The 25,480-nt window shown below is 51.5% G+C and carries 21 protein-coding genes; 12 read left to right on the top strand and 9 right to left on the bottom strand.

All coding sequences use genetic code 11. The annotated features are described in order from the left end of the window. Window position 1: 1 nt before the first annotated feature. Genes P9L94_03485 through P9L94_03510 form a run of 6 tightly spaced genes read right to left on the bottom strand, consistent with a single transcriptional unit; the run spans window position 2 to window position 6,489 of the window. Window positions 2-1,471 carry a Ni/Fe hydrogenase subunit alpha gene (locus tag P9L94_03485; GenBank protein MDP8243119.1) on the bottom strand — a complete coding sequence of 490 codons (1,470 nt, stop codon included), beginning with the start codon at window positions 1,469-1,471 and terminating at the stop codon, window positions 2-4. Window positions 1,472-1,483: 12 nt separating this feature from the next. Beyond that, complete coding sequence (locus P9L94_03490) at window positions 1,484-2,449, bottom strand: hypothetical protein (protein MDP8243120.1); 966 nt, start codon at window positions 2,447-2,449, stop codon at window positions 1,484-1,486. A gap of 55 nt (window positions 2,450-2,504) precedes the next feature. Further along, a complete protein-coding gene (locus P9L94_03495) occupies window positions 2,505-2,981 on the bottom strand; it encodes a hydrogenase iron-sulfur subunit (protein ID MDP8243121.1) in 477 nt (158 codons plus the stop codon). Then, the gene (locus P9L94_03500; GenBank protein ID MDP8243122.1) at window positions 2,974-4,977 is read right to left on the bottom strand and encodes a CoB--CoM heterodisulfide reductase iron-sulfur subunit A family protein; all 2,004 of its coding nucleotides are present in this window, start codon (window positions 4,975-4,977) and stop codon (window positions 2,974-2,976) included. The genes P9L94_03495 and P9L94_03500 overlap by 8 nt, the downstream gene beginning before the upstream one ends. Window positions 4,978-4,989: 12 nt before the next feature. Beyond that, the gene (locus tag P9L94_03505; GenBank protein ID MDP8243123.1) at window positions 4,990-5,868 is read right to left on the bottom strand and encodes a CoB--CoM heterodisulfide reductase iron-sulfur subunit B family protein; all 879 of its coding nucleotides are present in this window, start codon (window positions 5,866-5,868) and stop codon (window positions 4,990-4,992) included. A gap of 24 nt (window positions 5,869-5,892) precedes the next feature. Next, window positions 5,893-6,489, bottom strand: a complete 597-nt coding sequence (locus P9L94_03510) for a 4Fe-4S dicluster domain-containing protein (GenBank protein MDP8243124.1) — start codon at window positions 6,487-6,489, stop codon at window positions 5,893-5,895. Between the two features lie 719 nt (window positions 6,490-7,208). Between P9L94_03510 and P9L94_03515 the strand changes: the two genes are divergently transcribed. Further along, window positions 7,209-7,442: a ferredoxin gene (locus P9L94_03515; GenBank protein MDP8243125.1), complete on the top strand. Its 234-nt coding sequence runs from the start codon at window positions 7,209-7,211 to the stop codon at window positions 7,440-7,442. A 70-nt stretch (window positions 7,443-7,512) separates the two neighbouring features. Here P9L94_03515 and P9L94_03520 read toward each other — a convergent pair whose 3' ends face one another. Beyond that, the gene (locus P9L94_03520) at window positions 7,513-9,189 is read right to left on the bottom strand and encodes a glycosyltransferase family 39 protein (protein MDP8243126.1); all 1,677 of its coding nucleotides are present in this window, start codon (window positions 9,187-9,189) and stop codon (window positions 7,513-7,515) included. A 46-nt stretch (window positions 9,190-9,235) separates the two neighbouring features. Continuing rightward, window positions 9,236-10,405, bottom strand: a complete 1,170-nt coding sequence (locus P9L94_03525; GenBank protein MDP8243127.1) for an FIST N-terminal domain-containing protein — start codon at window positions 10,403-10,405, stop codon at window positions 9,236-9,238. 220 nt (window positions 10,406-10,625) lie between these two features. Between P9L94_03525 and fumC the strand changes: the two genes are divergently transcribed. The 6 genes from fumC (at window position 10,626) to P9L94_03555 (ending at window position 17,462) form a co-directional block, all read left to right on the top strand. Continuing rightward, window positions 10,626-12,017, top strand: coding sequence for a class II fumarate hydratase (fumC, locus tag P9L94_03530; protein ID MDP8243128.1), 1,392 nt, complete (start codon window positions 10,626-10,628; stop codon window positions 12,015-12,017). 131 nt (window positions 12,018-12,148) lie between these two features. After that, window positions 12,149-14,515, top strand: coding sequence for a glycoside hydrolase family 2 TIM barrel-domain containing protein (locus tag P9L94_03535; GenBank protein MDP8243129.1), 2,367 nt, complete (start codon window positions 12,149-12,151; stop codon window positions 14,513-14,515). Between the two features lie 72 nt (window positions 14,516-14,587). Then, on the top strand, window positions 14,588-15,124 hold the full coding sequence (locus tag P9L94_03540; GenBank protein ID MDP8243130.1) for a hypothetical protein: 537 nt from the start codon (window positions 14,588-14,590) through the stop codon (window positions 15,122-15,124). Window positions 15,125-15,314: 190 nt separating this feature from the next. Next, on the top strand, window positions 15,315-15,575 hold the full coding sequence (locus P9L94_03545) for a zinc ribbon domain-containing protein (GenBank protein ID MDP8243131.1): 261 nt from the start codon (window positions 15,315-15,317) through the stop codon (window positions 15,573-15,575). A 748-nt stretch (window positions 15,576-16,323) separates the two neighbouring features. Beyond that, window positions 16,324-16,743 (top strand): hypothetical protein, encoded by a 420-nt coding sequence (locus tag P9L94_03550; protein MDP8243132.1) that lies wholly within the window; start codon window positions 16,324-16,326, stop codon window positions 16,741-16,743. Between the two features lie 86 nt (window positions 16,744-16,829). Further along, a complete protein-coding gene (locus P9L94_03555) occupies window positions 16,830-17,462 on the top strand; it encodes an NUDIX hydrolase (GenBank protein MDP8243133.1) in 633 nt (210 codons plus the stop codon). Between the two features lie 92 nt (window positions 17,463-17,554). On the opposite strand, the gene P9L94_03560 is transcribed toward P9L94_03555, so the two are convergent. Then, window positions 17,555-18,466 (bottom strand): aldo/keto reductase, encoded by a 912-nt coding sequence (locus P9L94_03560; GenBank protein ID MDP8243134.1) that lies wholly within the window; start codon window positions 18,464-18,466, stop codon window positions 17,555-17,557. A gap of 168 nt (window positions 18,467-18,634) precedes the next feature. Between P9L94_03560 and P9L94_03565 the strand changes: the two genes are divergently transcribed. The 5 genes from P9L94_03565 (at window position 18,635) to P9L94_03585 (ending at window position 25,467) form a co-directional block, all read left to right on the top strand. Next, window positions 18,635-19,789: a DUF1080 domain-containing protein gene (locus tag P9L94_03565; protein ID MDP8243135.1), complete on the top strand. Its 1,155-nt coding sequence runs from the start codon at window positions 18,635-18,637 to the stop codon at window positions 19,787-19,789. Between the two features lie 172 nt (window positions 19,790-19,961). Then, window positions 19,962-20,780 carry a hypothetical protein gene (locus tag P9L94_03570; protein MDP8243136.1) on the top strand — a complete coding sequence of 273 codons (819 nt, stop codon included), beginning with the start codon at window positions 19,962-19,964 and terminating at the stop codon, window positions 20,778-20,780. 233 nt (window positions 20,781-21,013) lie between these two features. Further along, window positions 21,014-22,297 carry a competence/damage-inducible protein A gene (locus P9L94_03575; GenBank protein MDP8243137.1) on the top strand — a complete coding sequence of 428 codons (1,284 nt, stop codon included), beginning with the start codon at window positions 21,014-21,016 and terminating at the stop codon, window positions 22,295-22,297. Window positions 22,298-22,383: 86 nt separating this feature from the next. Then, window positions 22,384-23,763, top strand: coding sequence for a tetratricopeptide repeat protein (locus P9L94_03580; GenBank protein ID MDP8243138.1), 1,380 nt, complete (start codon window positions 22,384-22,386; stop codon window positions 23,761-23,763). A gap of 492 nt (window positions 23,764-24,255) precedes the next feature. Further along, window positions 24,256-25,467 carry an NAD(P)/FAD-dependent oxidoreductase gene (locus P9L94_03585; protein ID MDP8243139.1) on the top strand — a complete coding sequence of 404 codons (1,212 nt, stop codon included), beginning with the start codon at window positions 24,256-24,258 and terminating at the stop codon, window positions 25,465-25,467. Window positions 25,468-25,480: the final 13 nt, after the last annotated feature.

Below are 25,480 nucleotides of genomic sequence, written 5' to 3' on the forward strand. Positions count from 1 at the left end.
ATCACGCTCCGTTTCGGACCAATTCATTCACGATATTTTTGTCAGCGTCATACAAACGCACCATCAACGGCATCTGCCCCGGCAAGGCGTGAGTCGCGCAGCCGTGACAAGGGTCGTAAGCACGAAACGCCATCTCGACCATATTCAACAGACCGTCATTCACTTCGCCTTTTTTGATTAAGCCCTTGGCGGCTTTATCAACCGACAACGCAATACGCGCCGCGTTGTTTTGGGTCGCGACAATCAGGTTCGCGTGGGTAATCACGCCGCGTTCGTCAGTTTTGTAATGATGGAACAACGTACCGCGCGGCGCTTCGACCGCACCAATGCCTTCGGTCGGCTTCTCCGTCGGCAGAGTACGTACGTTGGGGTCGGTAATTTCAGGATCATTGGCCAGCTCTTTGAAACGCTCAGCGCAATAGAGCAATTCAATCAAACGCGCCCAGTGATTGGCGAGGGTATGATGGACCGGCTTTCCGCCCAGGGTCGCATAGAATTTTTCGTATGCTTCCTGCGCCAACGGCGTCGCCATACCGTCCGATGCATTCAAGCGGGCCAGAGGCGCGACGCTAAAAATGCCGCTATCGGCGCCGTCTTCAAAACCTTTCCAGCCGATATCTTTCAGATAGCAGAATTTGATGTAACTCCACGGTTCTACATGCTCAGCAATGTGATCGAGATAATTTTTGGGATCAAATGTTGAGTGTTCGGCGCCGTCCGGCTTCACGACGCGGATGTTACCGTCATAAAAATTGACTTTGTTATTTTCGTCCACCATCCCCATGTAATAGGTTTGGTGGGTATAAGCGTCAGAAGTGATCCATTCGACGTATTGCGAATTTTTCAACACCAAGTCATCGAAGACTTGCAGGCTGAACTTACCAAACTCAATGGCGCGGTCTGCGGCGCCGGTGAACTTTTCGAGGTCGGCTTTTTTTAATGATTTTGAAACGCCGCCGGGCAAGCCAAATACGGGGTGAATGACCTTGCCGCACATCAGGTTAATCAGGCCGCGCAGTTCTTTTCGCGCTGCAATTACCTGTTTGCCGACTTCCAACCCGACCTTACCGATAACGCCCAGAATGTTGCGTTCCCCCTTGGGCGCATCCGGCCCGACCACGAAGTCAGGCCCGCCGAGAAAATAAAAATGCAGCGCGTGATCTTCGATGGTGAAGATGTTATAAATCATCTCGCGAATTTTCTTGCCCGCAGGCGGAGGCGTGACTTTGTAGAGGTCGTCAAGCGCTTTGGCGGACGCCATGTGGTGCGCCATCGGACACACGCCGCAGATGCGCGAGGTGATTTGGGGCATGTCTTCACACGGACGCCCTTCGGCGAATTTTTCAAACCCGCGCAGTTCCGGCACCTGGAAATAGGCGCGGTCGACATTGCCCTCGTCATTCAAAAAAATATCGATCTTGCCGTGGCCTTCTAGCCGTGTGATGGGATCAATGGTGATTTTTTGACTCATGGTGCGACTCCCTTAAACCGAAACTTTGCGATGTACAAACGTATGGGCCATGCTATAGCGGTTAAACGAACCCGCCGGATCGACGATATTCTCAAGCGCTTTATCAATTTCCGCTTCGTCTTCGCTTTCCATCATCGACGCGAACACAGAAAGCGCCGACAAGCCAAAATCCTTCACCCGGCTGGTTGGCCCCAGGCACCCGGTGCAGGGCATGTTGCCTTCGATGCAGGGAGCGCTGCAGCCCATGCGGGTTGCAGGCCCAAGACACAACAGGCCTTGCGCGAGCAGGCATTTTTCTTCGTCGATAATAATATCTTGCGGGCGTTTGAATTCGGTGATTTTCAGATCATCCGGCTTACTGTCGATGCGCTTGCACTCGTTGCAAAGCGCTTTGTCCGGCGCGAGCACCGTCCCTTTGGGCGGCAGTTTGCCTTCTAAAATGGCGGTGACTGCGCCGAGCAGCAAATTGACCGGCGGCGAACACCCCGGAACGTAATAGTCTACGTCAACGCACTGGTCGAGCGAGCGGACGTAGTCTAAGAATTCCGGCAATTCGACGTCGCCTTCCGGCATTTTTGAAATAGTCTGCGGATAGGTCTTTTCAGGATTCACGACGCTGAATGATTCTTCGTAGTCGTGTTTTAATATTTCATCTTTGGGATACAGATTCCCCAAGGCGGGAATGCCGCCGCTGTGCGAGCAACTGCCGAATGCAATCAGGATTTTGGCCTTTTTGCGCAGCAGATGCACCATCTCTTCTTCTTCCGAAGTTCGAATCGCGCCGTTAACAAAGCAGGCGTCAATTTCGCCGTCCGCCATGGCGCGCACATCGTCTTTTTTAAAGTCCATGGCGCAGGGCCAGAAAACAATATCCACCGCTGCGACAACGTCTAGAATGCTCTCGTTTAAATCAACGACGGCTTCTTCACAACCGCCGCATGATGCGCACCAGTAAAAGCCGATTTTGGGCTTGCTCATAGTTGCTCCTCCATGCTGTCGTCGACCGCCGGTTGACGCCGGGGCGACGTGTTCTTTACTCTACTGCCGCTAATTCTTTTGCGTCCGCTTCAACGCCGTTCAGTTCCGGCATGGGCATCGACGGCATTTCTAACGGCCCCATAGCGCGAAGCGATTCAGTCATCTCGTTGATGACGCGCTGCACCTTGTCGCCTTCCGAGGCGGCGATCCATTCTAAACGAACGCGATCTTCTTCAATGCCGACCATTTTCAAATATTTGCGCATCAGGCGATAACGCCGCAGCATTTTGTAATTGCCTTCAATGTAGTGGCAGTCGCCGGGATGGCAGCCGCCGATTAACACGCCGTCGGCGCCTTGGCGTAACGCCGCCATGATAAATTGCGGGTCAATGCGGCCCGAACACATCACGCGAATCACGCGAACATTGTGCGCATAATCGAGACGGGATATGCCTGTCAGATCCGCCGCCGTGTAAGTGCACCAGTTACAGAAAAATGCGACGATTCGAGGTTCGAAGGTCGAATCAGACATAGCTTAATACCCCCTCGATTTCTGCGTAAATTTGTTCATCTAAGAAGAGATTCTGGTGCGCGGCGCCCGATGGGCAGGTCGCGACGCACGTACCACAGCCTTTACACAACGCCTCGTTCACCACCGCAACGCCCTTTTCTTCATCACGGGTAATCGCGGTATATGGACACATCGAAATACAACTCTTACATCCCGAACAATCTTCTTCAACGATGAAGGCGGTGTTGGGTTCGAGTTCAACATATCCCCGGTCGACCAGCGCCAACGCTTCGGCCGCCGCCGCGCCTGCTTGCGCGACCGTGTCGGGAATGTCCTTCGGGCCTTGGCAAGCGCCCGCGAGGAACACGCCGTCAGTCGCGGTGGAAACCGGCGCCAGTTTCGGGTGCCGTTCAGTGAACCATCCGGTCTTGCTGCACGAGATGCCAAACATGCGGCGCACGTCATCGGCGTCTTCTTGCGCTTCTAATCCAACCGAAAGAATGACCATATCAACCGGGATGCGCCGCGGCATTCCAACCATGGTGTCTTCAGCGCGCACGATCAGTTTGCCTTCTTCTTCCGGCGTCAGCGCCCAGTCGGTCACTTCGGCCACGCGCCCGCGAATGAAGTGGGTTCCTTCTTCTAACAGGCGATCATAAAACTCTTCGTAGCCTTTGCCGGGCGTACGCATGTCAATGTAGAAGTTATACACTTCGCTTTCAGTGCGCTCTTTAATCAGGTGCGCGAGTTTAAGCGAGTACATACAACACACCCGCGAGCAATGCTTATTGGTTTTGTGATCGCGCGAACCCACGCAGTGGATAATCGCCACCGACTTGGGCTGTTCGCCGTTGCGCATGATAACTTCGCCGCCGGTCGGGCCAGACGCATTCACCAGGCGCTCGACTTCGAGGCTGGTGTAAACGTTGAGGTACTTGCCATATCCATATTGCGGCGTACGCATCGGATTGAATGTCTTGAAGCCAGTCGAAAGAATTATGGCGCCGACTTCGACCTCTTTGATTTCTTCCTGCTGGTTGAAATCAATGGCGTGTTTTTCGCACGCTTCGGCGCAAAGTTGCTTGCATTTGCCTTTTGAGAGTTGCAGGCACGATTCCGGGTCGATGACGACTACAGGCGGCGTCGCCTGCGGGAACGGAATAAAAATGGGTTTGCGTTTATCCAACCCCTGGTTGAACTCGTCGTTGACATTGCCTTTTTTGTAGACGCAATGGTCGACGCACATCATGCAGCCCACGCATTCATCTTCATTCACATAACGCGGTTTGCGGCGCACTTTCACCTTAAAGTTGCCCGCGTAGCCGTCGACTTTTTCGACTTCGGAATACGTCCACAAGGTAATGTTAGGATGTTCTTTCACTTGCGACATTTTCGGCGTCAGAATACAGGCTGCGCAGTCCAGCGTCGGGAACGTTTTATCAAACATCGCCATGTGGCCGCCGATGGTCGGTTCACGCTCGACCAACAGCACGTGCCGACCTGAATCGGCAATGGTCAACGCCGAGTGGATGCCCGCGATGCCGCCGCCGACGATCAACACGTCAGGATGAACCTTGACGCGTCTTTTCTCCAGCGCCTGATGCAGCGAAACGCGCCGCACCGCCGCCCCAAGCAACGCCTTGGCTTTTTCAGTCGCGGCGGCTTTGTCTTTGGTTACCCAACTGACATGCTCGCGAATGTTCGCCATTTGAAAATAAAACGGGTTAATGCCCGCCGCGCCAGTGGCTTTGCGGAAGGTCTCTTCGTGCATTAAAGGCGAACAGGAAGCAACGACGACGCGATTGATTCCGTTCTCTTTAATGTCTTTTTGAATCAACTCCTGACCAGGGTCGGAGCACATAAATTTGTATTCTTTAGAAACCGCCACGTTCGGCAGAGATTTCGCAAATTCCGTCACTTCGTCAATCGAAACCTTGCCCGCGATATTAATGCCGCAGTGGCACACATATACGCCGATGCGGGGTTTCTCATTTTGCCCATTACCGTTAGTAGACATGTTGCGCTCCTTTTACACCGCTGCCGTTGTCTTGAAGGGAACGAACAAGCGTTGTAGACCCAGTTCCTGGTCTGACAATCCAAACGCCTTGCCCATGAGTTGCGTAAAGAACACGACGGGGATGTCGATTTCTTCGCCGAACTCTTTTTTCATTTCATTTTGGTAGCATTCAAGATTGAACTGACACAATGGACAGGTCGTTACAATCACGTCAGCCCCGCGCTTTTTGGCTTCTTTAAGAAGAATAAAACTGAGGCGAAGCCCGACTTCGGGAATCGTCCCCGTCATCGAACCACCGCAGCAGCGCGTCTTGAGCGGCCATTGAATCGCCTCAGCGCCCAACGACTCAACCACTTTGTCCATCACCATCGGGTTATATTGATCGTCAAACGTCGAATAGGGCCGCACAATCTGGCAGCCGTAATAACAGGCGACTTTAAGGTTCGCCAAGGGTTCGCTCACTCGTTCTCCAACCGCGTCTAAGCCGATGTCGTTATAGAGAATGTCGAGTGGGTGGCGGACGGTCACCTTGCCGTTATAGTTGAGGCCGACTTCGCCCAGCGCGTTGACCAGTTTGCGGTCGCCAAGCGCGTCTTCTTCCAGTTTTTTCTGGGTCTTCATCAACACCAGATAACAGGCGTTGCACGGCGCCATCACTTCAACCGGCTTACCGTTGGGTTTGCCCTCGTTCTCTGCAAGGGCCAAGTTTCGTGAAGCCAAAGCGTAGGCTTTGTCTTGGTCGACTGCCATATAAGCGGTTGCGCCGCAGCAGTTCCAATCGTCGATTTCCTTATGCTCAATCTGCAATGCGTTGAACACGGCCCGCAGCGACTCGTCGTATGCGCGACCGGTCCCTTTCAGTGAGCACCCGGGATAGTAGAAATAGGTCATGATGTTGTCCCTTCGATGCGCGAATTAAACCGTCTGGCTTCCGTGACCGTTTCCAGCGATTTCCAACAATTTTTTCAACTGACGAATGCCTTTGATTTTCTTCGGCAATACTTCCAGGCGCCCGGTGAAAAATAAACGCATCCCCATCGCGCTTTGCTTGATGAGTTTGGTTGGCTGCGTTTTCAAAAACAATTTAGTGATAAGCATGCCTTCACTGGTGCGTCCGTTGCTTTCGACCTGTTTGAAGAACTCTTTGGCCAAAACCGGCACAGCAAAGCGCTTTGGATGTACATGCTCTTCGATGGCCCGCTGTTTGATCGCGTACATGGTTTCGGTAATCTTCACTTCTTTGGGGCATTCAACGGTGCAGGAGTAACACGACGCGCAAATCCACGGCGTGAAACTATGCAGCACTTCGTCTTTGAACCCCTCCCGTACCATGGCGACAATGCGGCGTGGAGTAAAATCCATGTAGAGACTGACGGGGCACGTGGCGCTGCACGTTCCACATTGGATACAGTGGCGTAAACTTTCACTGCCGACGTCATCCATGATTTCATTGCAGAAATCTGGATCTAACTCCGCTTCATACTTGATGCTTCGCTTTCCCCAATCGTGCATAGTTGCATCTCCTTAGTTGTGAACGGCAAACCAAGCCGCTAGGGGAACGCGCACTCAGTCCGTCGAGGGATTGATGTTGGAGTTATGTAGAAATAATAGGATGGCTCTTAAAACGCTCCGTCCTTTCACTCCTGTGGTCTATCCGAAAAATAATCAAAAAAAAACCAAATGAACTTATATACCCTAGTTTATAGATGGAAAGCCTAAGAAGTCAATAACCTTAGAGATATATTTCTCTAATTATGACAAAAAACACGCAAAACTAAAATCATACAATATGTATAGACATTATAAAGTTCATTATCTAAACCCGCTCACAACAACAACCCTCACCACAAGAAGCACTATGAATAATACACTTAAGAAACGTGTTTTATATATAACAAGATAGCTATATTCGCATATAGGACATGATGATACGCACTCTTGATTCAGTAATACATCTGGAAGTATATAAGTATTAAATTTGATTTCGCCTCACATATAAACCGCCTAAAAGAAAGGTACAAAAAATACCTATCTATGTTTTTTGAATAACAGTATCTATTACCCGTTGCCTACATTGAGGAGCTTTTACGGAATTGAAGACCCAAAAATCAAAAATTTGGGCATAAGAGCCTGAAAATCTTTACTTTTTCAAGCTGATGTAGTTGAATTTAATGAACAACGAAATACGATGTTTAGAAGAACAATCTACATTACACATCATGAGGTGAAACATGGCAGATATCGGTGAACGCTGGGAAGATAACATTTCTGGTAAATTCTACATTGACAAAACCTGTGCGTTTTGTTCAGTGTGCATGGATGAAGCGCCTGACAACATTACAGAGAGTGAAGACGGCGACCATTGTATCGTATCAAAGCAGCCTGCTGGCGACGACGAAATCGAAGCCATGAAAGCAGCGATTGATTCCTGCCCCACCGGTTCAATCGGCGAAGATGGCGAATAAGTCGCAGCAACTTTATTTTTGAAATTACAATTGATTGCGCTCCGTCCTCATCATTGGGAACGGAGCGTTTTTATTTCTGCTTGACATACGCCTCAATCATCGGCCCCGGCCTCTGACGCTGCCAGAGTTGCGTAACCGGGTGGTAGGTATCCTCCACATTGGCGTCTTGCATCACGCTCTCATACCGAAACGGATTGAATACTGCGACAGGGTTTCTGGAGCCGACATACGCTTGCACCGCTCTTCGACGCTGCGCCAGTGAACCGGGTATGAAACCAGGAAACGAATCGTAAGAACTCACGAGGACGCAATTTACGGGCTTATCGAATTGGTCCAGTTTCCATAATTCCTGCGACGCCAATTGGTCAATGGTGATATGCCTCGGGTCTGCGGGCGCGCCCCAAGGCGGTTGGTTGGTGCGATAGGGCAGCGGCAAGGTAAACTGCCCTCCGGCGATGTAACCGGGGTCGGGCCGTTCTTTCGCGAGCCATTCCAAACACAAAATCCGCGTATCGGTTTGGTGAAACAACCAGTTCGAGCGCAAATCTTTCGCCAGCGGTTCGACAAGGCAAATCGCCGCGACCACGCAAAGCGCCATGGTTTTCTTTGGCAATTTTTCCGCCAACATCAAAGCGCCGCAAGCGGCAAATAACGCAACCCACGGCAATACCGGCAACGTGAACCGCACAAAGAATAAGGGGTGCGTTGCAACCAGAAAAAAATACCCTGCGAAAAATATAAACGGCGTCCACTTCTTCTCACGTACCCAAACATAAGCGCCATACAGCGCGAGCAACGAGGTCAAAACGCCTTCGCTCAAAACGACTGATTTTAGCAGTTGCCATCCTGACCATGACCTATCCTGCCCCGGCCACGGCTTGACGGCGGCGACGCGTAACTTGTCGATCTCAGCAAAAAACATTTGGGGATCAATAAACGGAAACGGGCAAACCAACAGAAAGCCGCATCCGGCCAATCCCAAACAAAATACGATCTCTTTAAAGATATCCTGAACGGGTTGGCTCTTGCCTTTTGAGCGGGCGTCAATCTCACGCATGACCGCCAGCGCAATCACAGCGGGAAACATATTGTATTTCATCGCGACCGCAACGCCCGCGATCACGGCGGCGAAATAAAAGGTACGCTTTGAATCCAAACGGACCGCCCGCATTCCGACATAGAGCGACAGCGTCGCCCAAAAACAGGCGGCTGCGTCATTCACCGCAAAATGGCTTTCTCTCACTGCAACAAACGAAACCGCCGCAAACAAAGCCGCCAACAACGCCAACCGCTTGCATCCCAATTCACGCCCCAGCCCATACACCAGCAACACTGTCAGCGTTCCTAAAATCGCGGCAAGCGCGCGCGCGCCATATACAAGTTGATAGGGACGTTCGATCAACGCCTGGGCAGGGTTCATCGACGGCGAAGCAAGCGGCCCCACCTTGTACCATTCCGGGATTTCAACGGTCGGCGCGATTCGTAGCCAGACAGGAAACCAAGCGGCGTTCATGTAAGAGAAGCCTGGAGGATTGCGAAAATACTTCGGGTTCCATTCTCCGGCGTGAACATTCGCCCCGGCGGAAACATATTTCCATTCATCGGGATGCAGCCGAAACGGCAACCCCCAGTCGGACCCATCCAGTCGCAACCATAACGCCATGAATAAAACAATTGCCAAGCACACCCAATGCAGAATGCGCTTCGTATCATTTTTTTGCTGAGGATTGATCTGTTGGTCGTTCATCGCAAAACTATATCATAAGAGAGACGAAAAAAGGGAGCGCAATTCATCACTCGTCATAAAACAACGCCATGCTGGCAGTGTGGCCGTGGATGAAGTTTTTTCCGCCGATGGGGCCAATTTCGCCCGCGCAGAAAAATCCTGAAACCGGCGGCGAATTTAACGCGCTTTGGAGAATACGTAAGTCGTGGTCTTCTTCTGAATACATCCGCATCCCGCGCCCGTTGCATGAAAATACCAACACGCCTTTTGGAGGCTGCGGTTGATATTGTTCGAGCATCAAGCGCAGGTCTTCGTCCGCCGTCTCCGCGTCGCGAATATGAAACTGGATGGTCGCGCCGACTTGGACGCGGTCCATCACCGCAATCGAGCCATTCTCTTTATCGGCGCCCATCAGGTTGCGGATCAAAAAGTCGCCGCGCACAAATTCTTGTTTGTATTCATCAATCACGCGACCAACAAACAGGCCGTGCCCCATCAGTTCCTGGTCGTGCGCAGGCAACACCTTGTACATCTCTTGCACGATGTCTAAGGGCGCGCGTCCGCCCAGCCCGGTAATCACGTTCTTTTCGCCTTGAGTGATAATGTAGGGCTGCCCAATCGGACGGCAACCTTGCGAGATGACGGTCTCGATGCGTACGCCGCCTTCGATGCACACGCCAACGCCGCCGTCGTCAATCTGTTCGCCGTTGAGCGACAAAAACGTCCCGCCCGGCGACATCGCGCCGCTGGCCATTCCACCGATCAGTGGAACGCCGGGCGCATATTGGTTTAAACCTTCCAACACCTCATTCACGTTTAATGAAAAGGGATCGCCCAGTAAAAACAACGCGCTTTTTTGGGGATCGCCAATCTGAAAAATGTCGCGCCAGTCGCCTTCATTTTCGGCGTGATGAAGCGACTCCTGCCGGATATGAAACGGTTTGACGTTTGATTGCGGCAACTGGGCGAGCCATAGGGCAATCGCAGGCTCGCGCTCATATTCATGCTTAGGGCCAATCACGCTTTCCGCGTTGCATCCGATCAAGCATTTGGCCTGCGTCACCTGTTGGATGCGGTCAGCAATCAGCTTGGCTTTGCTGCTAAAATCCGATGATAGAAAAAAAACGCCGAAATCAACGGCGGACGAATCAAGTTGCATCGACAACGATTCAAACAGCGTGTCGAGGGCGACTTCAACATTTGGGTCAGAACCGCTGGCGGCGGCGAATTGGGCCATAAGAATCCTCACTCCGTCGTGGGTTAATAGAAATAACGCGCAGAAGAAAAAATCATGTGAGAACAAAGCCTAGAGGGTTTTCCCTCTCGAAAAAGGGCTGGAACGTGATTGAAAATATTCTCTTCTTCTAAAACGAACCTGAAAAGTTGACGTTGCTGAACGCACCGCCAGTGATACACTATCCATATCCCTATTTTTGATTGGCAAAAAGGAGAAAGTTATGGCCTTTCGGGTCGAAAAAGACACCATGGGTGAAGTCCAGGTCCCAGAAGAAGCGTACTACGGCGCCCAGTCAGGACGCTCGCTGATGAACTTCCCCATCGGCATCGAAACCATGCCGGACGAATTGATTCAAGCCTTCGCCATTCTCAAAAAGGCCTCCGCAATCGTCAACTTTAATCTTGAAGTTCTTCCTGAAGACAAGAAAGACTTGATCGTCCAAGCGTCGGACGAGATCATCGAAGGAAAACTAGACGGGCACTTCCCGCTTTCCGTCTGGCAAACCGGCAGCGGCACGCAATCAAACATGAACGTCAACGAAGTCATTTCAAACCGCGCCAACGAAATCGCTGGACAGCCGCGCGGCACAAAAAGCCCGATTCACCCCAACGACGACGTCAACAAATCGCAATCGTCGAACGATACCTTCCCCACCGCGATGCACATTGCGGCGGCGATGCAAATCAATAAGTTGCTAATCCCTGCCGTGAGCAACCTCGCCGATACGCTGCAAACAAAATCTGACGCATTCAAAGACGTCATCAAAATTGGTCGCACGCACTTAATGGACGCAACCCCGCTGACCTTAGGGCAGGAATTTTCCGGCTACGTCACCCAGTTGCGTCACGGCTTGAAACGAATCGCCAATTCCCTGCCTCATCTCTATGAACTCGCGCTGGGCGGCACCGCCGTCGGCACAGGGCTGAATACGCCTCCAGGCTACGCCGTCAAAGTGGCGGAAGAAATCGCCCAATTGACGGAACTGCCTTTCGTCAGCGGTGAGAATAAATTTGAAGGGCTGTCCGCGCACGACGCCATTGTCGAAGCCAGCGGCGCCTTGAAAACGCTGGCGGCGTCGTTGTTCAAAATCGCCAACGACATCCGCTTTTACGCTTCCGGCCCGCGCTGCGGCATCGGCGAGTTGGACATCCCCGAAAACGAACCCGGCTCCAGCATCATGCCGGGCAAAGTCAACCCGACTCAATGCGAGGCCATGACCCAGGTCGCCGTACAAGTGATGGGCAATGACGCTGCGATTGGGTTTGCCGGTTCATTGGGCAACTTCCAACTCAATGTCTTCAAACCCGTCATGATCTACAACCTGCTGCAATCGGTTCGCCTGTTGGGCGACGCCTGTAATGCGTTCAACGACCATTGCGCCGTCGGTATCGAACCCAACCGAGTGAACATCGAAAAGAACCTGAACAATTCCCTGATGCTAGTCACGGCGCTGAACACTCACATTGGTTACGACAATGCCGCCAAAATCGCCAAAACCGCGCATAAAGAAGGTCTGACCTTGAAAGAAACCGCCGTCAAATTGGGCATCCTCACCGAAGAGAAGTTCGATGAAATTGTCCGTCCTGAAAAAATGATCGGCCCCAAAGAATAAGCAACCCGGCCTGAAGTGGACAATCAAAACGCCGCCCGGATGTTCCGACGCGGCGTTTTCTTTTTACCTATGATTATTCTGGATCGTTATTATGGTATTGTTTGAATGGACAGAAATTTAAGAAATTGATAATGCGTAAATTCAACCACTACATTCATATCCTCTTTTTAATCACGACTGTGGTTCTTTCGGTTCATGGCGCGAGCGAAACCGCAGAACCGCCGTTGTTTCGCTTTTCAGCAAGAACCGAAGCGGTCAACGAAAAGTCCGCCTATCTCGAATTGAGTTGTATTCTCGCCTTCAACGATCCGGGCGCATCAATTGAAATGGGATTACAAAACCCGCAAGGCAAGCTGATTGCGGAGAATGCAACCCGTGATTTCATTAGCGACAACTGGTTCCAACAAGCAAATATTTCGATCTCTATTGAGAACCCTCAATACTGGAACGCCGAACAACCCAATCTCTATCAACTGAATTTTGTCATCAAACGCAGCGATGGAGAACTGATTATTGAACAGCACCGAATTGGATTGGCGGAATACGCCGTCAATGAAAACAAACTCACATGCAACCAAACGCCGATTGTCTTCCAGGGCGTTCAATACTCGCTCGCGCATCCAACCCGGAGCACGCCCTTCTCAATCGACAATTACCGTGAAGACATCTCACTCATGCAGCAAATGAACTTCAACGCCGTACGCGTCATCGGCGCGGCGCCGCCTCCTGAATTCACTCAACTCTGCGATGAAATAGGCATGTACGTCCTGATCGACGTCGGAGAAACCGACGCCGCGCCAACCATTCAAACCTATCAAAACCACCCGAGCGTCTTTGCCTGGAACCTCGATTCCCGAAAGATCGAAACAGACAACCTCGCGGCTGCAATCAAACGAATCAAAAACTTAGATCGCTCTCATCCGCTCTTGGTTCAATCGGGTTCCATTCGAACGGCGCCTCCACTCGGCGATGGGTTTCTCATCACAAACCCGCCCCGCAATGAATGGCGCTTTCTTGGGACTTCAACCCGACCGTCACTCGCTTGCGACCTGTTACCCGCGATGGGGCATTCCATTGAAGGCGCGGCTTACTTCTTCGCGATGGCAAGGGCCAATGCGAGTTTGCGCGGCGGATTCATTCAACAATTCGCCGACATCGCATCAAATGCCGATCCAGCGCCGCTGACGGCGGCGCTGATTGACGACCGCGCCGCACAACAGCAATGGGCGTTTGGACATGACGGCTTGCTCAACGCCGACCGCACCCCGCAGCCCGATTTTTGGCAAACCCGCCAGGTGTTAAACTGGATCGAACTCGAAGAGCGAGAAGTCGAATTTCGCCCCGGCCGCAGCATTGAACTGTCGATCAAAAATTGGCATTCATTCACCAATTTGAATGCGTATGACGCCATTTGGTTTTTACAAGAAAACGGCGCCGTCATCGAGCAAGGCGAGATGAAAATCAACTTGCCGCCGCAGCGCTCAATGAAAATCGCCGTGCGTCCGCAACACGCCCAACCCAATCCCGACGCAAACACCTACTTGGTCATGCAGTTACTAAAAGACGGTGAAATTACGTCCGAACATTCGGTGTGGTTAAAGCCGAAATCTTTCGAACAAGATTTCACCATGCGGCTGCGCGACTTGTCTTGGGACAAAAACTGGACGGTGACGACTGATATTGAAGAATCGCGCATCGACCATCACGACTTTATTTTTCACACCCGCACAGACAATTGCGCTTGGTTTCTGCTGGCCCGCGAAGGCAACAGGCGGCTGATTACCGACGGCCCGTTTCTCGACCTCAACCGGAGCCTCACCCCGCCCGAACGCCTCCACGCCCTTCAATCGGGCGCCGCGCTTCCATGCGAACAAAATGCGCCTCCGTTGCGCGTACTCGAACGCCAGGTCGACCGCCGCGGGCCGGATATCGAAATCAAAACTCGCGTCGCCTCGTCAATTCCAGAATGCTCGACTGAAGTCGAAGCGCAAATTGATCTGCTCTCATCGCCCTACGGCTTTTGCGACGTGCGCTTTTCATTTCACGAAATACAAACCTCGCAAATCATCACAGAAGCAGGCCTGTCGTTTCTCGTCCCTTCGACGCTCGACCAAATCGGCTGGCTGGGCGACGGGCCTCATCCCGCCTACCCTGGCATGGACCAATTATCCTTGCCCGGGTTCTTCAACCTGAGACCCGTCTCTTCAATCATTCCCGGCAACCGTAGGCGAGTACAAGCGTTGCTGCTCACGAATAATGAAGGCGCCGGGCTTGGCGTCTTGCTTTGGGGCGGCGATGTTTCTATCCATCCGACACCTGACGGAACCATGGTTCGCATCCAGGCCGCCGTCGCAGGGCGCGGCGACGCAAACGATCCGACCCGCTTCCCCATCCGCCCCGATTCACTCGCACAATCGAAGCAATCGACCACATTCAGGCTGGTTCCAATCGGGCCGGGCGCCGCATCGCATTTTTTTCAACCTTGGTTAAAGAAATGAGTAGAAAAAAACGTATAATTTTTATAAAATGAGCTCAGCTCATTCATAAATAACATCTGGAGGTAGGGATTCATGGTTTCAACGAAGTGGTTTCGGTATGGTATTTTAGCGTTGTTTTTGGCAGCCCCGTTCAGCGCGTTGGCGCAAGATGAGCCTCAATTGCCGCTGACGTGGGAAGGCGAAGGCGTAACCTGGTATATTGAAGATGGAGAAATTGGCAAAGATAACTTTGACATCTCCTTCAAAATCGACTCAGACGGCTGGGTGACCGGAAAAGCGACAACCGATGAAGGCACGGCAAAATTGCAGAGGTTTTATTATACCACCCAGGATAACGGCGTCCGTATGATCGTGATTGCCTTGGTGTCTGACGATGAAGACGCGCCCCTGCTTTTCTTGATGAAAGGCAAAGTGATCCAAGGCAAACTCTTCGTCGGCGAAGTCTACGCGAAGGCCTATGAAAAAGACGGAAAGGTCGAAAGCGACCTCTATTTGGGCAGCAACTCCGCAGTGGAGATCACCGAAGAATACATGCCCAGTAGCCTCAAAAGCGCTTTCTGGAACAGCAAACTGCTTGGCGGTTTCAAAGTAGAAGGCGGCATCAAATAAGCAATCGCTCCTACGCAATGCAACGGCCCGTCCAATTTTTGGCGGGCCGTTTTTTTTTCAACGAACGCGCTTGTTTCCGAAAATAGAAAATCCCGTTACAATGACGCTGTTCAACATCGCGATTCCATCAGAAGCACAATGCTGCTTGCGCCACTACAAACAACCGCTAACGAAATGATGCGTAGCCGAAATGATTGAACCTAAAAAATTGTTTGCAAACTATCAATGCGTCAAATGTCGTGGGCGGTCGTTTAATACAGAAGAGATTTCACTGCGCAGCCGAAACAAACGCGGCATTATCCGCCCGACGGACGACCCCTACCTGGTCGTCACGTGCGGCCTTTGCGGGTTTTCAGAACTCTACTCAATGAAAGTGTTGGCCACCCAAAAAGAAGATGCGCCCGTCGAGGTCAAGTCGCCGATGGTGAAAGAATCAGAAACGTCTGGATGAATTGTATCAGTCGCCGCTCAATTCAGGACTATGCGGCGGCATAATCTCGCCTTCGACCATGTATACCACTTCACGCGCAACATGTTTCGCCATATCGCCCAGCAGCGCTTGAGTTCATCAATTTCGTGATGAAGATTACAGTGGACATTCTGTTACACTGTTTCGTCATGTGTAATCTGAAATGCGACTCTGTAATCACATTTCGGGCTACAAATCAGCCGCCAATTAATAGCAAAAGATTTAAAATATCGTAAATACCCGCCGGTCTCGCCAATATCCTCCCTAAAAGAGTAGATAATAAACCACCTGATTTTTATGTCTTTATGACTTATTGATTTTTTCACCCTCAACATTTCAGACATTCATACGCCAAATCTCATAAAAAAAATGAGGGAAAATAAAATAACGGCGCCATTCTTGTATATGAAGTAATAGATAAATTATATAGAACCCTATTGGTTGAGGTAGGTTGAATCATGCAGCAACAAAATACGCACATCTCGTTTATCAAAAAAATAGCAAATTGTTTGCATCACTACTCAGAAAAAATTTTTATGGCGCCGCCGATACAAGAATATATCTTTGTTTTAGAGCCAATTTCGAATCCATGTAAACTTCGTAAACTATTATTTGGATCATACGAAGGGTTGCCTTTTTCTCACAGAACGTCTCGTTCTTCTCACGGAAGCCCAATTCCACCACTGAGAATTGTTCGTTTGTACTGTTCTCAACAGGAGAAGAAGTAGCCATGATTCCTAATAACGACACAGTATTTCTCATATCGAGTGACGCGTTACTATCAGACCAGGTCGAGCGAATATTGTTTGACGAGTTTGGTTTGAATACTCTTATTTTGCATAAGAACGATTTCGCCAAAGTGTTGTTTATGGACAGCCCCCGTTTCATTATCTGGGACGGGCAAGTCCAAAGCGATAAGGATGAAAATCTGTTACTTTGGTTGCGCGAACATTTTCACGGTAAGGCCATCGTCGCCATTCTCGAACATCGGGACGACAATAACAATCAAATTAATTGGTATCAGCATGGAATCACGATGTTTTGTTTTACCAACGATAACGAGCTAAAAGAAACCTTGTCATTCCACACAAGGGCGATTCTTGAACATCAGGCGAAAAGACAGGCCCTCGAAAGCAGCCACTTGGCTTAACCGCCAATTCAGGGCCTGCCGTATATTTTCCTGGATATGGTATCCTCTCTTTGCCGACAAATATTTGGGAGGATACAACACCCCGCATGAATACCACACAGATTTTAGCTTGGGCGAGAGCCTTGCAGGCGATGGCCCAGAACGGCCTTGAATATTGCAAAAATGAATACGACCGCCTGCGCTATCAGGAACTCCAAAAAATTTCCGCTGAAATGATCGCAGAACATTCTAACTTAACGTCCGATGAACTTCTGACACTCTATGCCGACCAGATCGGATACGCGACGCCCAAGGTAGATGTTCGAGGCGCGATATTTCGCGACAACAAGGTGCTGCTTGCCAGCGAACTGATGGATGAAGGCCGCTGGACGCTGCCCGGCGGCTGGGCGGACGTAAATGACACGCCCAGCGAAGCAGTGTTGCGCGAAGTGGTCGAAGAAACCGGCTACGAAGTCAAACTCATCAAGCTCATCGCCGTGCTCGACCGCGAAAAGCAGGGCAACCGGCCGCCGCTTCCCTTTCATGTATACAAACACTTTTTCTTGTGTGAAATCATCGGCGGCAGCCCCAACCCTGACCATGAACACGAAATCGGCGAAGTGAGATTTTTTGATTTAGACGCATTGCCCGAACTTTCAATCTCACGCACGACGGAAGCGCAACTGCGGCTTTGTTACGAGCACTTTTTGAATCCAGATTCTCCGACTGCGTTTGATTGATCCGTCAGCCCGATATTTCCACCCAACGAATTTCAAAAAATCCCGCATCAGTTTAACGGATGCGGGATTCATATTTTGTGTCAAGAAACTTGCTAGGCGTTTAAGGCGCGGGTGAGGCGGTCTGATGTGTCGTCAACATGCGCAACTTCGGTCATACCGACCGTCATCGCGTCAACCAGATCGTTGCCTGCAACGTATTTCATCGAGGCGTCTTTTTCTTCGGATTTAATCAATGTACCTTCTCCGAAAATTTTCATTCCAACCACCGCCTTGCCGTTGGCGCGCGCGGTTTTAATTACTTCGGTCACTTCTTCGACAGTCCCGTCCATTTTATATTTTCTGCCGCCCATGTGGTTAATGCGGGCAAAGATGACGTCTGTCCAGGGGTCGCTGGCAGCGACTTTCAGGCCGCCGAGATCATGGCACGAAACGCCGACGGCGCGGACCACGCCCTTCTCTTTCATTTTGGCGAGACCTTCGCGAACGCCCTCTAATTCTTTTGTCCACTGGTCGTTGGTAATGCAATGGATCAAGCACACATCCAAATAGTCTGTGCCGAGTTCTTTGCAATAGCGCTCCACTTCTTCGGCCCCGCTGCTTGACGGTTTGTTCCAATCGGCTTCGCGGAACCACAACTTGGAGAGCATGACATACTCATCGCGGGGCAGTTCTTTCAGGGCGTTTCTGACAAACGGGTGCGTCCCATAGAGGTCGGCCATGTCGTAGAAGTTTAAGCCTTTTTCAAAACCATGGCGAAAAATCTGGTTGCATTTTTCTTGTCCCATGCGGGTGTGTTCTGACTCACGGGCGCCGCCTCTCATGCCGGTGCCTTGCGCAAGACGCGAGACCTTGATGCCTGTCTTGCCCAGTTCAACGCGATCAAACGCATCCCGCTTGGCTTTGGGTTTCGCTTCCGCCGCCTGGCCTAGTGATGGAGAAGCCAAGATCGCTCCGGCCCCGGCAAGCGACCGGTTTAAAAAACTCCGTCTGGAAATATCACTCATGCCAACCTCCTCAGGGTTCAATTAAAAATTGTTTCGCATAAATTCACACAAACGATGACGGCAAGCCATATTGGGGTTGGTCGTTTCGCTATGCGTGGATGTTCCGGCTTTTCGTTTCGATTGTAATGCGATATCTTACCATATCTCTATTGTAACGAGGAAACCACAATGAAACAAATCACATTTGCCCTCACCCTTCTATTTCTTTTTGGAGCATTCGCGAACAACGGCGTCTCCCAAACCACAACCCACTCACTCTTCAATGGCAACGACCTAACAGGTTGGTCGGGCGTCAATAAAACCGAGTTTGGCGTTGAAGACGGCGTCATGCAATTAAAAAGCGGGATGGGTTGGCTTCGCACCGACCAAGTCTTTGACGATTTCATTTTAGAATTTGAATGTAAACCGTTGGTCGAAAATTATGACAGCGGCCTGTTCTTCCGCTCCAGCCTCGACGGCGAGCCTTGGCCGAACAAAGGGTTTCAGGTCAATTTAAAGTTCAATGGCTTCGGAACCTTGGTGCGCGGCTATCAAGCCATGATCCCCAGCGAACATCCTCCCGTCAAAGTCGGCGAATGGGCAAAGTTCCGTTTGGTCTCACAAGGCGAAGACGCATCGCTGCAAATTGACGGCAAAGACGTTTGGGAAGCCGACTTCATTGAACCGGAAATCGGCCTCATCGGCATCCAGGCCGAAGACCGCGCGTTTGAATTTCGCAATTTCAATATCAAAGAAACCGGTTACGTCAATCTGCTTGAAGGCGAAGGCCGTGACTTCAAACATCTGCAAGTCCACCAGGGGTCGCAAGAGGCCTGGCATATTGACGAAGACGGCGTCTTAGTCTGCGACGGCGGAGGCGGTGGTTGGATCGGCACCAAAACAGACGATTATGGCGACTTCGTTTTTAAATTTGATTTCTGGGTTCCGAAAGAAGGAAACAGCGGCATCTATATTCGCCGCCCCAAAGAGGGCGACGGCGCCTATACCGCGATGGAAATTCAGATCATCGACGATGACGCCAAACACTGGGGCGAACTGCAAGAATGGCAAAAATGCGGTTCTATCTATCACGAAGTGACCCCGTCCGTCCGCGCAACCCGGGAAGCGGGCCAATGGCAAACCATGGCCATCATCTGCAACGACAACGAGATCGACATCTATATCAACGGCGTCCAAATCACCGACGCTGACTTGGACGAATACACAACCTCAACCACCAGCGCTAAGCCATTGAAAGAGCGCCCACGAGTTGGGTATTTAGGGTTCCAGAATTACGACGGGATGATTAAGTACCGCAATGCGTTCGTTAAACGGTTGAATTAGTCTCTTAATGAAACCCAAGTAAAATATTGGCATTATGTATCGACTTTTATTACGCCGCAGGGGATTGGGTGAAGCGGCTTTCGTAGTAACGGCCCTTAAAGGCCGTACGGAGACAAGCGCAGCCCAACCCCGAGGCGTATTTAGGATATTGAATTTGATCCATAGGTTAATAATGCCGCGTTTCACACTCTCATTGGTTTTGTGCTTATGCCTCAGCGTCGCAGCGCATGCCGATGCAATCAGCGTCATCTGTTGGAACATCGAACGCGGGTTCTCGCCGGACGCGAACCCCTACTATGTTGCGATGCGCGTCTCACAAATGCCGCAGTATGATTTATGGGGGTTCTCAGAAGTCAGCCGTTCGGATTTCAGCCTCCTCGAAGAATCCTGCGAGTTTAATAACGACGATGACTATCAACGTATTGAAGGTGGAAAATCCAGCGACCATCTGTTGGTGGTATACAACTCAGTGCGCCTGGAGAAGCTGCAATCACTCGAATTGATTACCATTGAAGACGGCGTCGGCAACCAACCCTTCAACCGCCAAAACATCCGTCCTCCACTAGGCGGCAAATTCAAAGACAAGAGCAGTGGTCAGGAATTCTATTTCTTCGTCAATCACTTCCATCGCGGCAATGCAGAAAACCGCCAGCGTCAATCCCGCGCGCTAATGCGCTGGGCGCAACGCGCCGACGCGCCCGTCATTGTTACCGGCGACTTCAATTTCGATTGGGACATTGACCTTCGTGCGGGAAACCGCGCCTTTGATATTTTCACCCAAGGCAACCAATTCGATTGGATCGAACCACAGCGCCTCATCAAGACGCAATCCAGCCCGCGTTATAATTCGATCCTCGATTTTATCTTCATCGCTAAAGCCCCCACTGTTTGGAGCGCAACGTCGAGTATCCTCGTCACCCCCGGCGATGACCGCGACAATGAAACCATCCCCGATCACCGCCCGGTCGAAGGTTTGATTCATTTGAATTAAGACGCCATTCATCATCCTCAGCAAAACTCATTTCGTCGGTATAATGCTAGAAGCCATCTCAAAAATATTGATTACAAATAAAGAAATTCTGGCATGGGTGCAACTCTGGGAGCGCCTGCGCCTAGGGGCCTGAAAGCCCGCACTGAAGCGAGCGAAGTTGTACCCATGCAACTTACAGCAAAAGAGTAAGTGTTTTTGAGATGGCATCTACAGACTCACTTGAGGGATTCCACATGTCGTCTTCATCCACAGACCTATTGCATTACATCATTTTGATCGTCGGCGATGAGATTCTTGAAGGCCGCCGCGTCGACCGCCACGTCTCCTGCATGAGCCGCACCCTGGCGCCGTACGGCCTGCGTTGCATCCGCGCCGAAGTGGTCGCCGATCGCCGCGAATGGCTGCAGCAATCCATTGAACGCGCCCAGTCAGAAGTCGATTTGGTTTTAATCACCGGCGGACTAGGCCCCACGGTTGACGATATCACCCGCGAAGTCATCGCTGAGACTCTTGGAACCGACCTCACCGAGAACGACGACGTGTTGGAAATGATCCGCGCCCGTTTTATGAAAACCGGACGCGACATGACCGACAACAACCGCCGCCAAGCGCTGGTCCCGCAAGACGGGACCTTTATCCCCAACCCAAACGGCACCGCGCCCGGCTTGGTCTATGACAAGAACGGAAAATACATCATCGCCATGCCGGGGCCGCCGCGCGAACTCGAGCCCATGCTTCGCGACAGCGTGATCGGCCTTTTGCAAAAACGCTTTCGCTTGGATACCAAATTCTCACACCAAATGCTGCGTTTTTGCTGCATCGGCGAGTCGAATATTGATACCGTGTTCCGCGATGAAATCGGTCAGCCGCCCGACTTAAAAATATCGTCGCTGGCGCAGTTAGGGACTGTTGACTTGACGCTCTACCTGCCCGGCGAATCAACAGAAATAAACATTCGTCTCAATCAATATGCTGACTGTCTCCGTAAAAAACTGGCTCCGTATATCTATTCAGAAAATGACCGCACTCTTGCGGAAACCGTCGGCGCCCTGCTGATGCAACAGAGCCAGACGCTGGCCGTCGCGGAATCTTGCACCGGCGGAATGCTCGGATCGGTTCTCACCGACAACCCCGGCGCTTCGGACTATTTTAAAGGTGGGATCATCGCCTATAATAATGATGTCAAGCGCGATTGCCTCGGCGTGGACGAAGGCTTGCTGAAACAACACGGCGCCGTCAGCCAACCCGTCGCAGAAGCCATGGCGCAAGGCGCCCGCAAAGCCCTCGGCGCCGATTGGGGCGTCTCATTGACAGGGGTCGCCGGGCCAGGCGGCGGGACGGACGACAAACCCGTCGGCACGGTCTGGATCGCGGCGGCGCAGCCTGACGGCGCGGTATTTTCATTCAAGACCGCTCTGTTCGGCGACCGAACCAGTATCCGCCAGCGCAGTTGCGTCTATGCGCTTGATGAAGTCCGTCGATTGTTGCTCAACATGGAACCTCACCAGAACAGGTGAATCACTCGTTGGCAAAAAACTAAAAAGCTTTTACAATACCCATTACAAAAATGCCAATTGAAAATAATGTATTTCATAAAATAAAAATGTTATTTCGACGCGATGTGTCTGAGGGCGCGCCGGACGAATCTCATGATGAATCCGGCCCGAAAAAATTGACGTTCATGGTCAAAAAAGAGGTGAAAGAACACCTCGAAAGAGGCCGCGCCTCGCTCAATCAAGGGCAAATCGACGAGGCAATTCAGTCGTACATGACGGCGGTCAGCGCCGACCCCAGCTGTGCGCTGAGCCATTTCAACCTTGCGTACGCCCTGCACGAAAAAGGCCGCTTTGAAGACGCCCGCGACGCCTATTTAAAATCCGTCGAACTCGAACCCACGTGCAGTCTCTTTCTTGAGAATTACGCCCGTCTGCAATTCGACACGCTCGACTATCGCGAGTCGGCCCGCCATTTTCAGCGCGCATCCATGGTGGGCAGCATCCAACCCATCAGCCTGGGGCTGTGGGGGCGCTCGTTGTTTGAGCAGGGGCTCTTCGAGCAAGCCGTCGAAACCTTTGAAAATTTAATCGACCGCGACAAACAGCCGCTGATTCAACTCGGCGCCCAATATTGGCTGGCGTTGGCGCACATCAAACTCGGGCGCATCGCCGCCGCGCGGCGTTTGGCCGAAGCGATATTACAATCATCAAATGTCGATCCCAAAATCCTATTCGACTTGGGCGAGCATTTCATCGAAGTGCGCTGCATCAGCCTCTCGCGCAATATTTTTGAACGCATAACCCATGATGACTCCGAAGCGCTCTCCTCGCGCCTGCGCCTTGAAGACATCAAAAAAATCGAAGACCAAATCGACGATGCTTTGCCGCGATTGTTCGACGGCGACGAAGAACGCCTGTTGCACCAGATTCACGCCCTGCGCGAATTCGGCAACGACCGCATCTCGAAAGCCTTGCTGGCGCTGATTGATTCGCAGTCGGCGCCGGTGCGCGAAAGCGTGATTCGCTATCAGACCAACTACGGCTATAACGCGGCGGAAAAAATCGCCCCGCTGCTACAAGACCCTGTGGTTTACGTCCGCGAGGCGGCCTATGATTATTTTGAAAAGTTAGACCACGGCGGTTCGCTCGACCAAATCAAGCCGGGACTGAACGATCCGCATCCGACCGTGCGCAAGAAAGCCGCGCGCCTGATCGGGCGTTTCGGCGGCGTGGACATGCTGCCTGAGTTGGAGATGATCTACACCGACCCGCAAAACAAGGAATGCCGCGACGACATCCGCGCTGCACTGGCTTCGATCAAGCGGCGTTTCCAAAAGAAGCAAGACAAACTCTCGCGCATGAACGTGCTCATCCCCAAAAACAGCGACGACTACGCCTCCCCGCGCGACTTCAAATTCTGGCTGCTGCTGATGCTGCAGATGCTGGTCATCGGCTACCTGATCTACTACATCTTCTTTAAGTTTTAGGGAGGGTTCAAGGATATTCCAGTCCCGTAGGGTGGGATGAACAAAATGAATCCCACCATTTACTTTTAAATATTGAATTCGGAAAATTTCTATTGGTGGGTTTCGCTGCGCTCAACGCCACCCTACTTGATACGTCTCATTCATCCGAGGTAGGGTGGGCTCAAATTACAACGTAATTTAGCCCACCATGCAATGGTCCGATTTCATACGGCCGGGCGCCAAGCCAAGGCAGCGAAGCAGGCAGCCCTTGAAGTACAACAAAAAAACTTGCAGTTCTCCCTCTCCCTCTGGGAGAGAGATGGGGTGAGGGTTTTAATATTTGTAGTATCCGCACACTCGAAGGGCTCAGCGATAAATTCAAAAATGGATGGATGATTAGAAAATAACCAAGATGCAACACAGAAGGCGGCGAGGCCGCCCCCTCATCCTAACCTTCTCCCAGGGGGAGAAGGGATTCCCCTAACGCGTTAATCAAATCACCAAGGCATCAATATGGACGTTGCAATCATAGGCGGTGGAGCGGCGGGGTTCTTCGCGGCGATCACGGTCAAAGAAAACCATCCCGGCGCCAAGGTCGCCATCTTCGAGAAGACAAAAAACTTGCTCGCCAAAGTCAAAGTCTCCGGCGGCGGACGCTGCAACGTCACCAACGCCTGTGCGGATATCAAACAACTGTCCGACGCCTACCCGCGCGGAAAGACCGCACTCAAACGGGCATTCCATACCTTTAACACCCAACACGCCATGCAGTGGTTTGAATCGCGCGGCGTCCCCTTAATAGCCCAAGACGACCACCGCGTGTTTCCCGCCTCGCAAAATTCGCAAACCATCATTGATTGCTTCTTGAATCAAACCCAAAAACTCGGAATTCAAATCGAAACCGGATGCGGCGTCCGCTCCATTCGCCCCATCGACGATCAACTGGAATTGAACTTCTCCGACAATGCGCCCGCGCAAAGGTTCGATAAAATCATTGTCGCGTCCGGTGGCTCTCCCCAACGAAAAGGCCTGCAATGGCTCGAACGATTGGGCCACAAAATGATTGATCCCGTCCCGTCGCTGTTCACCTTTAATTGCCCCGGCGAACCGATTACCGAACTGATGGGAATCGCCGTCGAAGACGCGCGGGTCAGCATCCAAGGGACCAAGTTGAAATCCCAAGGCCCGCTGCTCATCACTCATTGGGGCATGAGCGGCCCGGCGGTGTTGAAGTTGTCCGCTTTCGGCGCCCGAATACTGAGCGAGATGGATTACGAATTCAACATCCAAGTGAATTGGGCCGCGACCATTAACAACGATCTCGTCATGATTGAATTGAGAGACATCGCGAACCAACATCCCGGCAAAGTGCTACCGAAGATCAAGCCCTATTCGTTACCGGAACGCTTATGGCGATTTTTATTGGAAAAATGCGAACTGCCCGCGACAAAAAAGTGGGGCGAACTCAGCAAGAAGGCGACGAACCAATTGGTGAACGTCCTGACCAACGATGTCTATTCGGTCAAAGGCAAAACCACATTCAAGGAGGAATTTGTCACCTGCGGCGGCGTCAGTTTAGCAAGCATCGATTTCAACACCATGCAAAGCAAAGCGTGTAAGAACCTCTATTTCGCTGGAGAAGTTCTCGACATCGACGGCGTCACCGGCGGCTACAATTTCCAAGCCGCCTGGACAACTGGTTACATCGCCGGGCAATTGAAGTGATATTTGCAGGGTG

This window comes from Candidatus Hinthialibacter antarcticus (genome assembly GCA_030765645.1).
In the GTDB taxonomy this organism is placed as follows: domain Bacteria; phylum Hinthialibacterota; class Hinthialibacteria; order Hinthialibacterales; family Hinthialibacteraceae; genus Hinthialibacter; species Hinthialibacter antarcticus.

What these genes read in the sequence shown, in the direction of transcription:
- P9L94_03485 (MDP8243119.1), bottom strand. Translation starts at nt 1,471, where the DNA reads ATGAGTCAAAAAATCACCATTGATCCCATCACACGGCTAGAAGGCCAC.
- P9L94_03525 (MDP8243127.1), bottom strand. Translation starts at nt 10,405, where the DNA reads ATGGCCCAATTCGCCGCCGCCAGCGGTTCTGACCCAAATGTTGAAGTC.
- P9L94_03545 (MDP8243131.1), top strand. Translation starts at nt 15,315, where the DNA reads ATGATTGAACCTAAAAAATTGTTTGCAAACTATCAATGCGTCAAATGT.
- P9L94_03500 (MDP8243122.1), bottom strand. Translation starts at nt 4,977, where the DNA reads ATGTCTACTAACGGTAATGGGCAAAATGAGAAACCCCGCATCGGCGTA.
- P9L94_03560 (MDP8243134.1), bottom strand. Translation starts at nt 18,466, where the DNA reads ATGAGTGATATTTCCAGACGGAGTTTTTTAAACCGGTCGCTTGCCGGG.
- P9L94_03575 (MDP8243137.1), top strand. Translation starts at nt 21,014, where the DNA reads ATGTCGTCTTCATCCACAGACCTATTGCATTACATCATTTTGATCGTC.
- P9L94_03585 (MDP8243139.1), top strand. Translation starts at nt 24,256, where the DNA reads ATGGACGTTGCAATCATAGGCGGTGGAGCGGCGGGGTTCTTCGCGGCG.
- P9L94_03510 (MDP8243124.1), bottom strand. Translation starts at nt 6,489, where the DNA reads ATGCACGATTGGGGAAAGCGAAGCATCAAGTATGAAGCGGAGTTAGAT.
- fumC (MDP8243128.1), top strand. Translation starts at nt 10,626, where the DNA reads ATGGCCTTTCGGGTCGAAAAAGACACCATGGGTGAAGTCCAGGTCCCA.
- P9L94_03535 (MDP8243129.1), top strand. Translation starts at nt 12,149, where the DNA reads ATGCGTAAATTCAACCACTACATTCATATCCTCTTTTTAATCACGACT.
- P9L94_03490 (MDP8243120.1), bottom strand. Translation starts at nt 2,449, where the DNA reads ATGAGCAAGCCCAAAATCGGCTTTTACTGGTGCGCATCATGCGGCGGT.
- P9L94_03555 (MDP8243133.1), top strand. Translation starts at nt 16,830, where the DNA reads ATGAATACCACACAGATTTTAGCTTGGGCGAGAGCCTTGCAGGCGATG.
- P9L94_03495 (MDP8243121.1), bottom strand. Translation starts at nt 2,981, where the DNA reads ATGTCTGATTCGACCTTCGAACCTCGAATCGTCGCATTTTTCTGTAAC.
- P9L94_03565 (MDP8243135.1), top strand. Translation starts at nt 18,635, where the DNA reads ATGAAACAAATCACATTTGCCCTCACCCTTCTATTTCTTTTTGGAGCA.
- P9L94_03505 (MDP8243123.1), bottom strand. Translation starts at nt 5,868, where the DNA reads ATGACCTATTTCTACTATCCCGGGTGCTCACTGAAAGGGACCGGTCGC.
- P9L94_03520 (MDP8243126.1), bottom strand. Translation starts at nt 9,189, where the DNA reads ATGAACGACCAACAGATCAATCCTCAGCAAAAAAATGATACGAAGCGC.
- P9L94_03550 (MDP8243132.1), top strand. Translation starts at nt 16,324, where the DNA reads ATGATTCCTAATAACGACACAGTATTTCTCATATCGAGTGACGCGTTA.
- P9L94_03580 (MDP8243138.1), top strand. Translation starts at nt 22,384, where the DNA reads ATGTTATTTCGACGCGATGTGTCTGAGGGCGCGCCGGACGAATCTCAT.
- P9L94_03515 (MDP8243125.1), top strand. Translation starts at nt 7,209, where the DNA reads ATGGCAGATATCGGTGAACGCTGGGAAGATAACATTTCTGGTAAATTC.
- P9L94_03540 (MDP8243130.1), top strand. Translation starts at nt 14,588, where the DNA reads ATGGTTTCAACGAAGTGGTTTCGGTATGGTATTTTAGCGTTGTTTTTG.
- P9L94_03570 (MDP8243136.1), top strand. Translation starts at nt 19,962, where the DNA reads ATGCCGCGTTTCACACTCTCATTGGTTTTGTGCTTATGCCTCAGCGTC.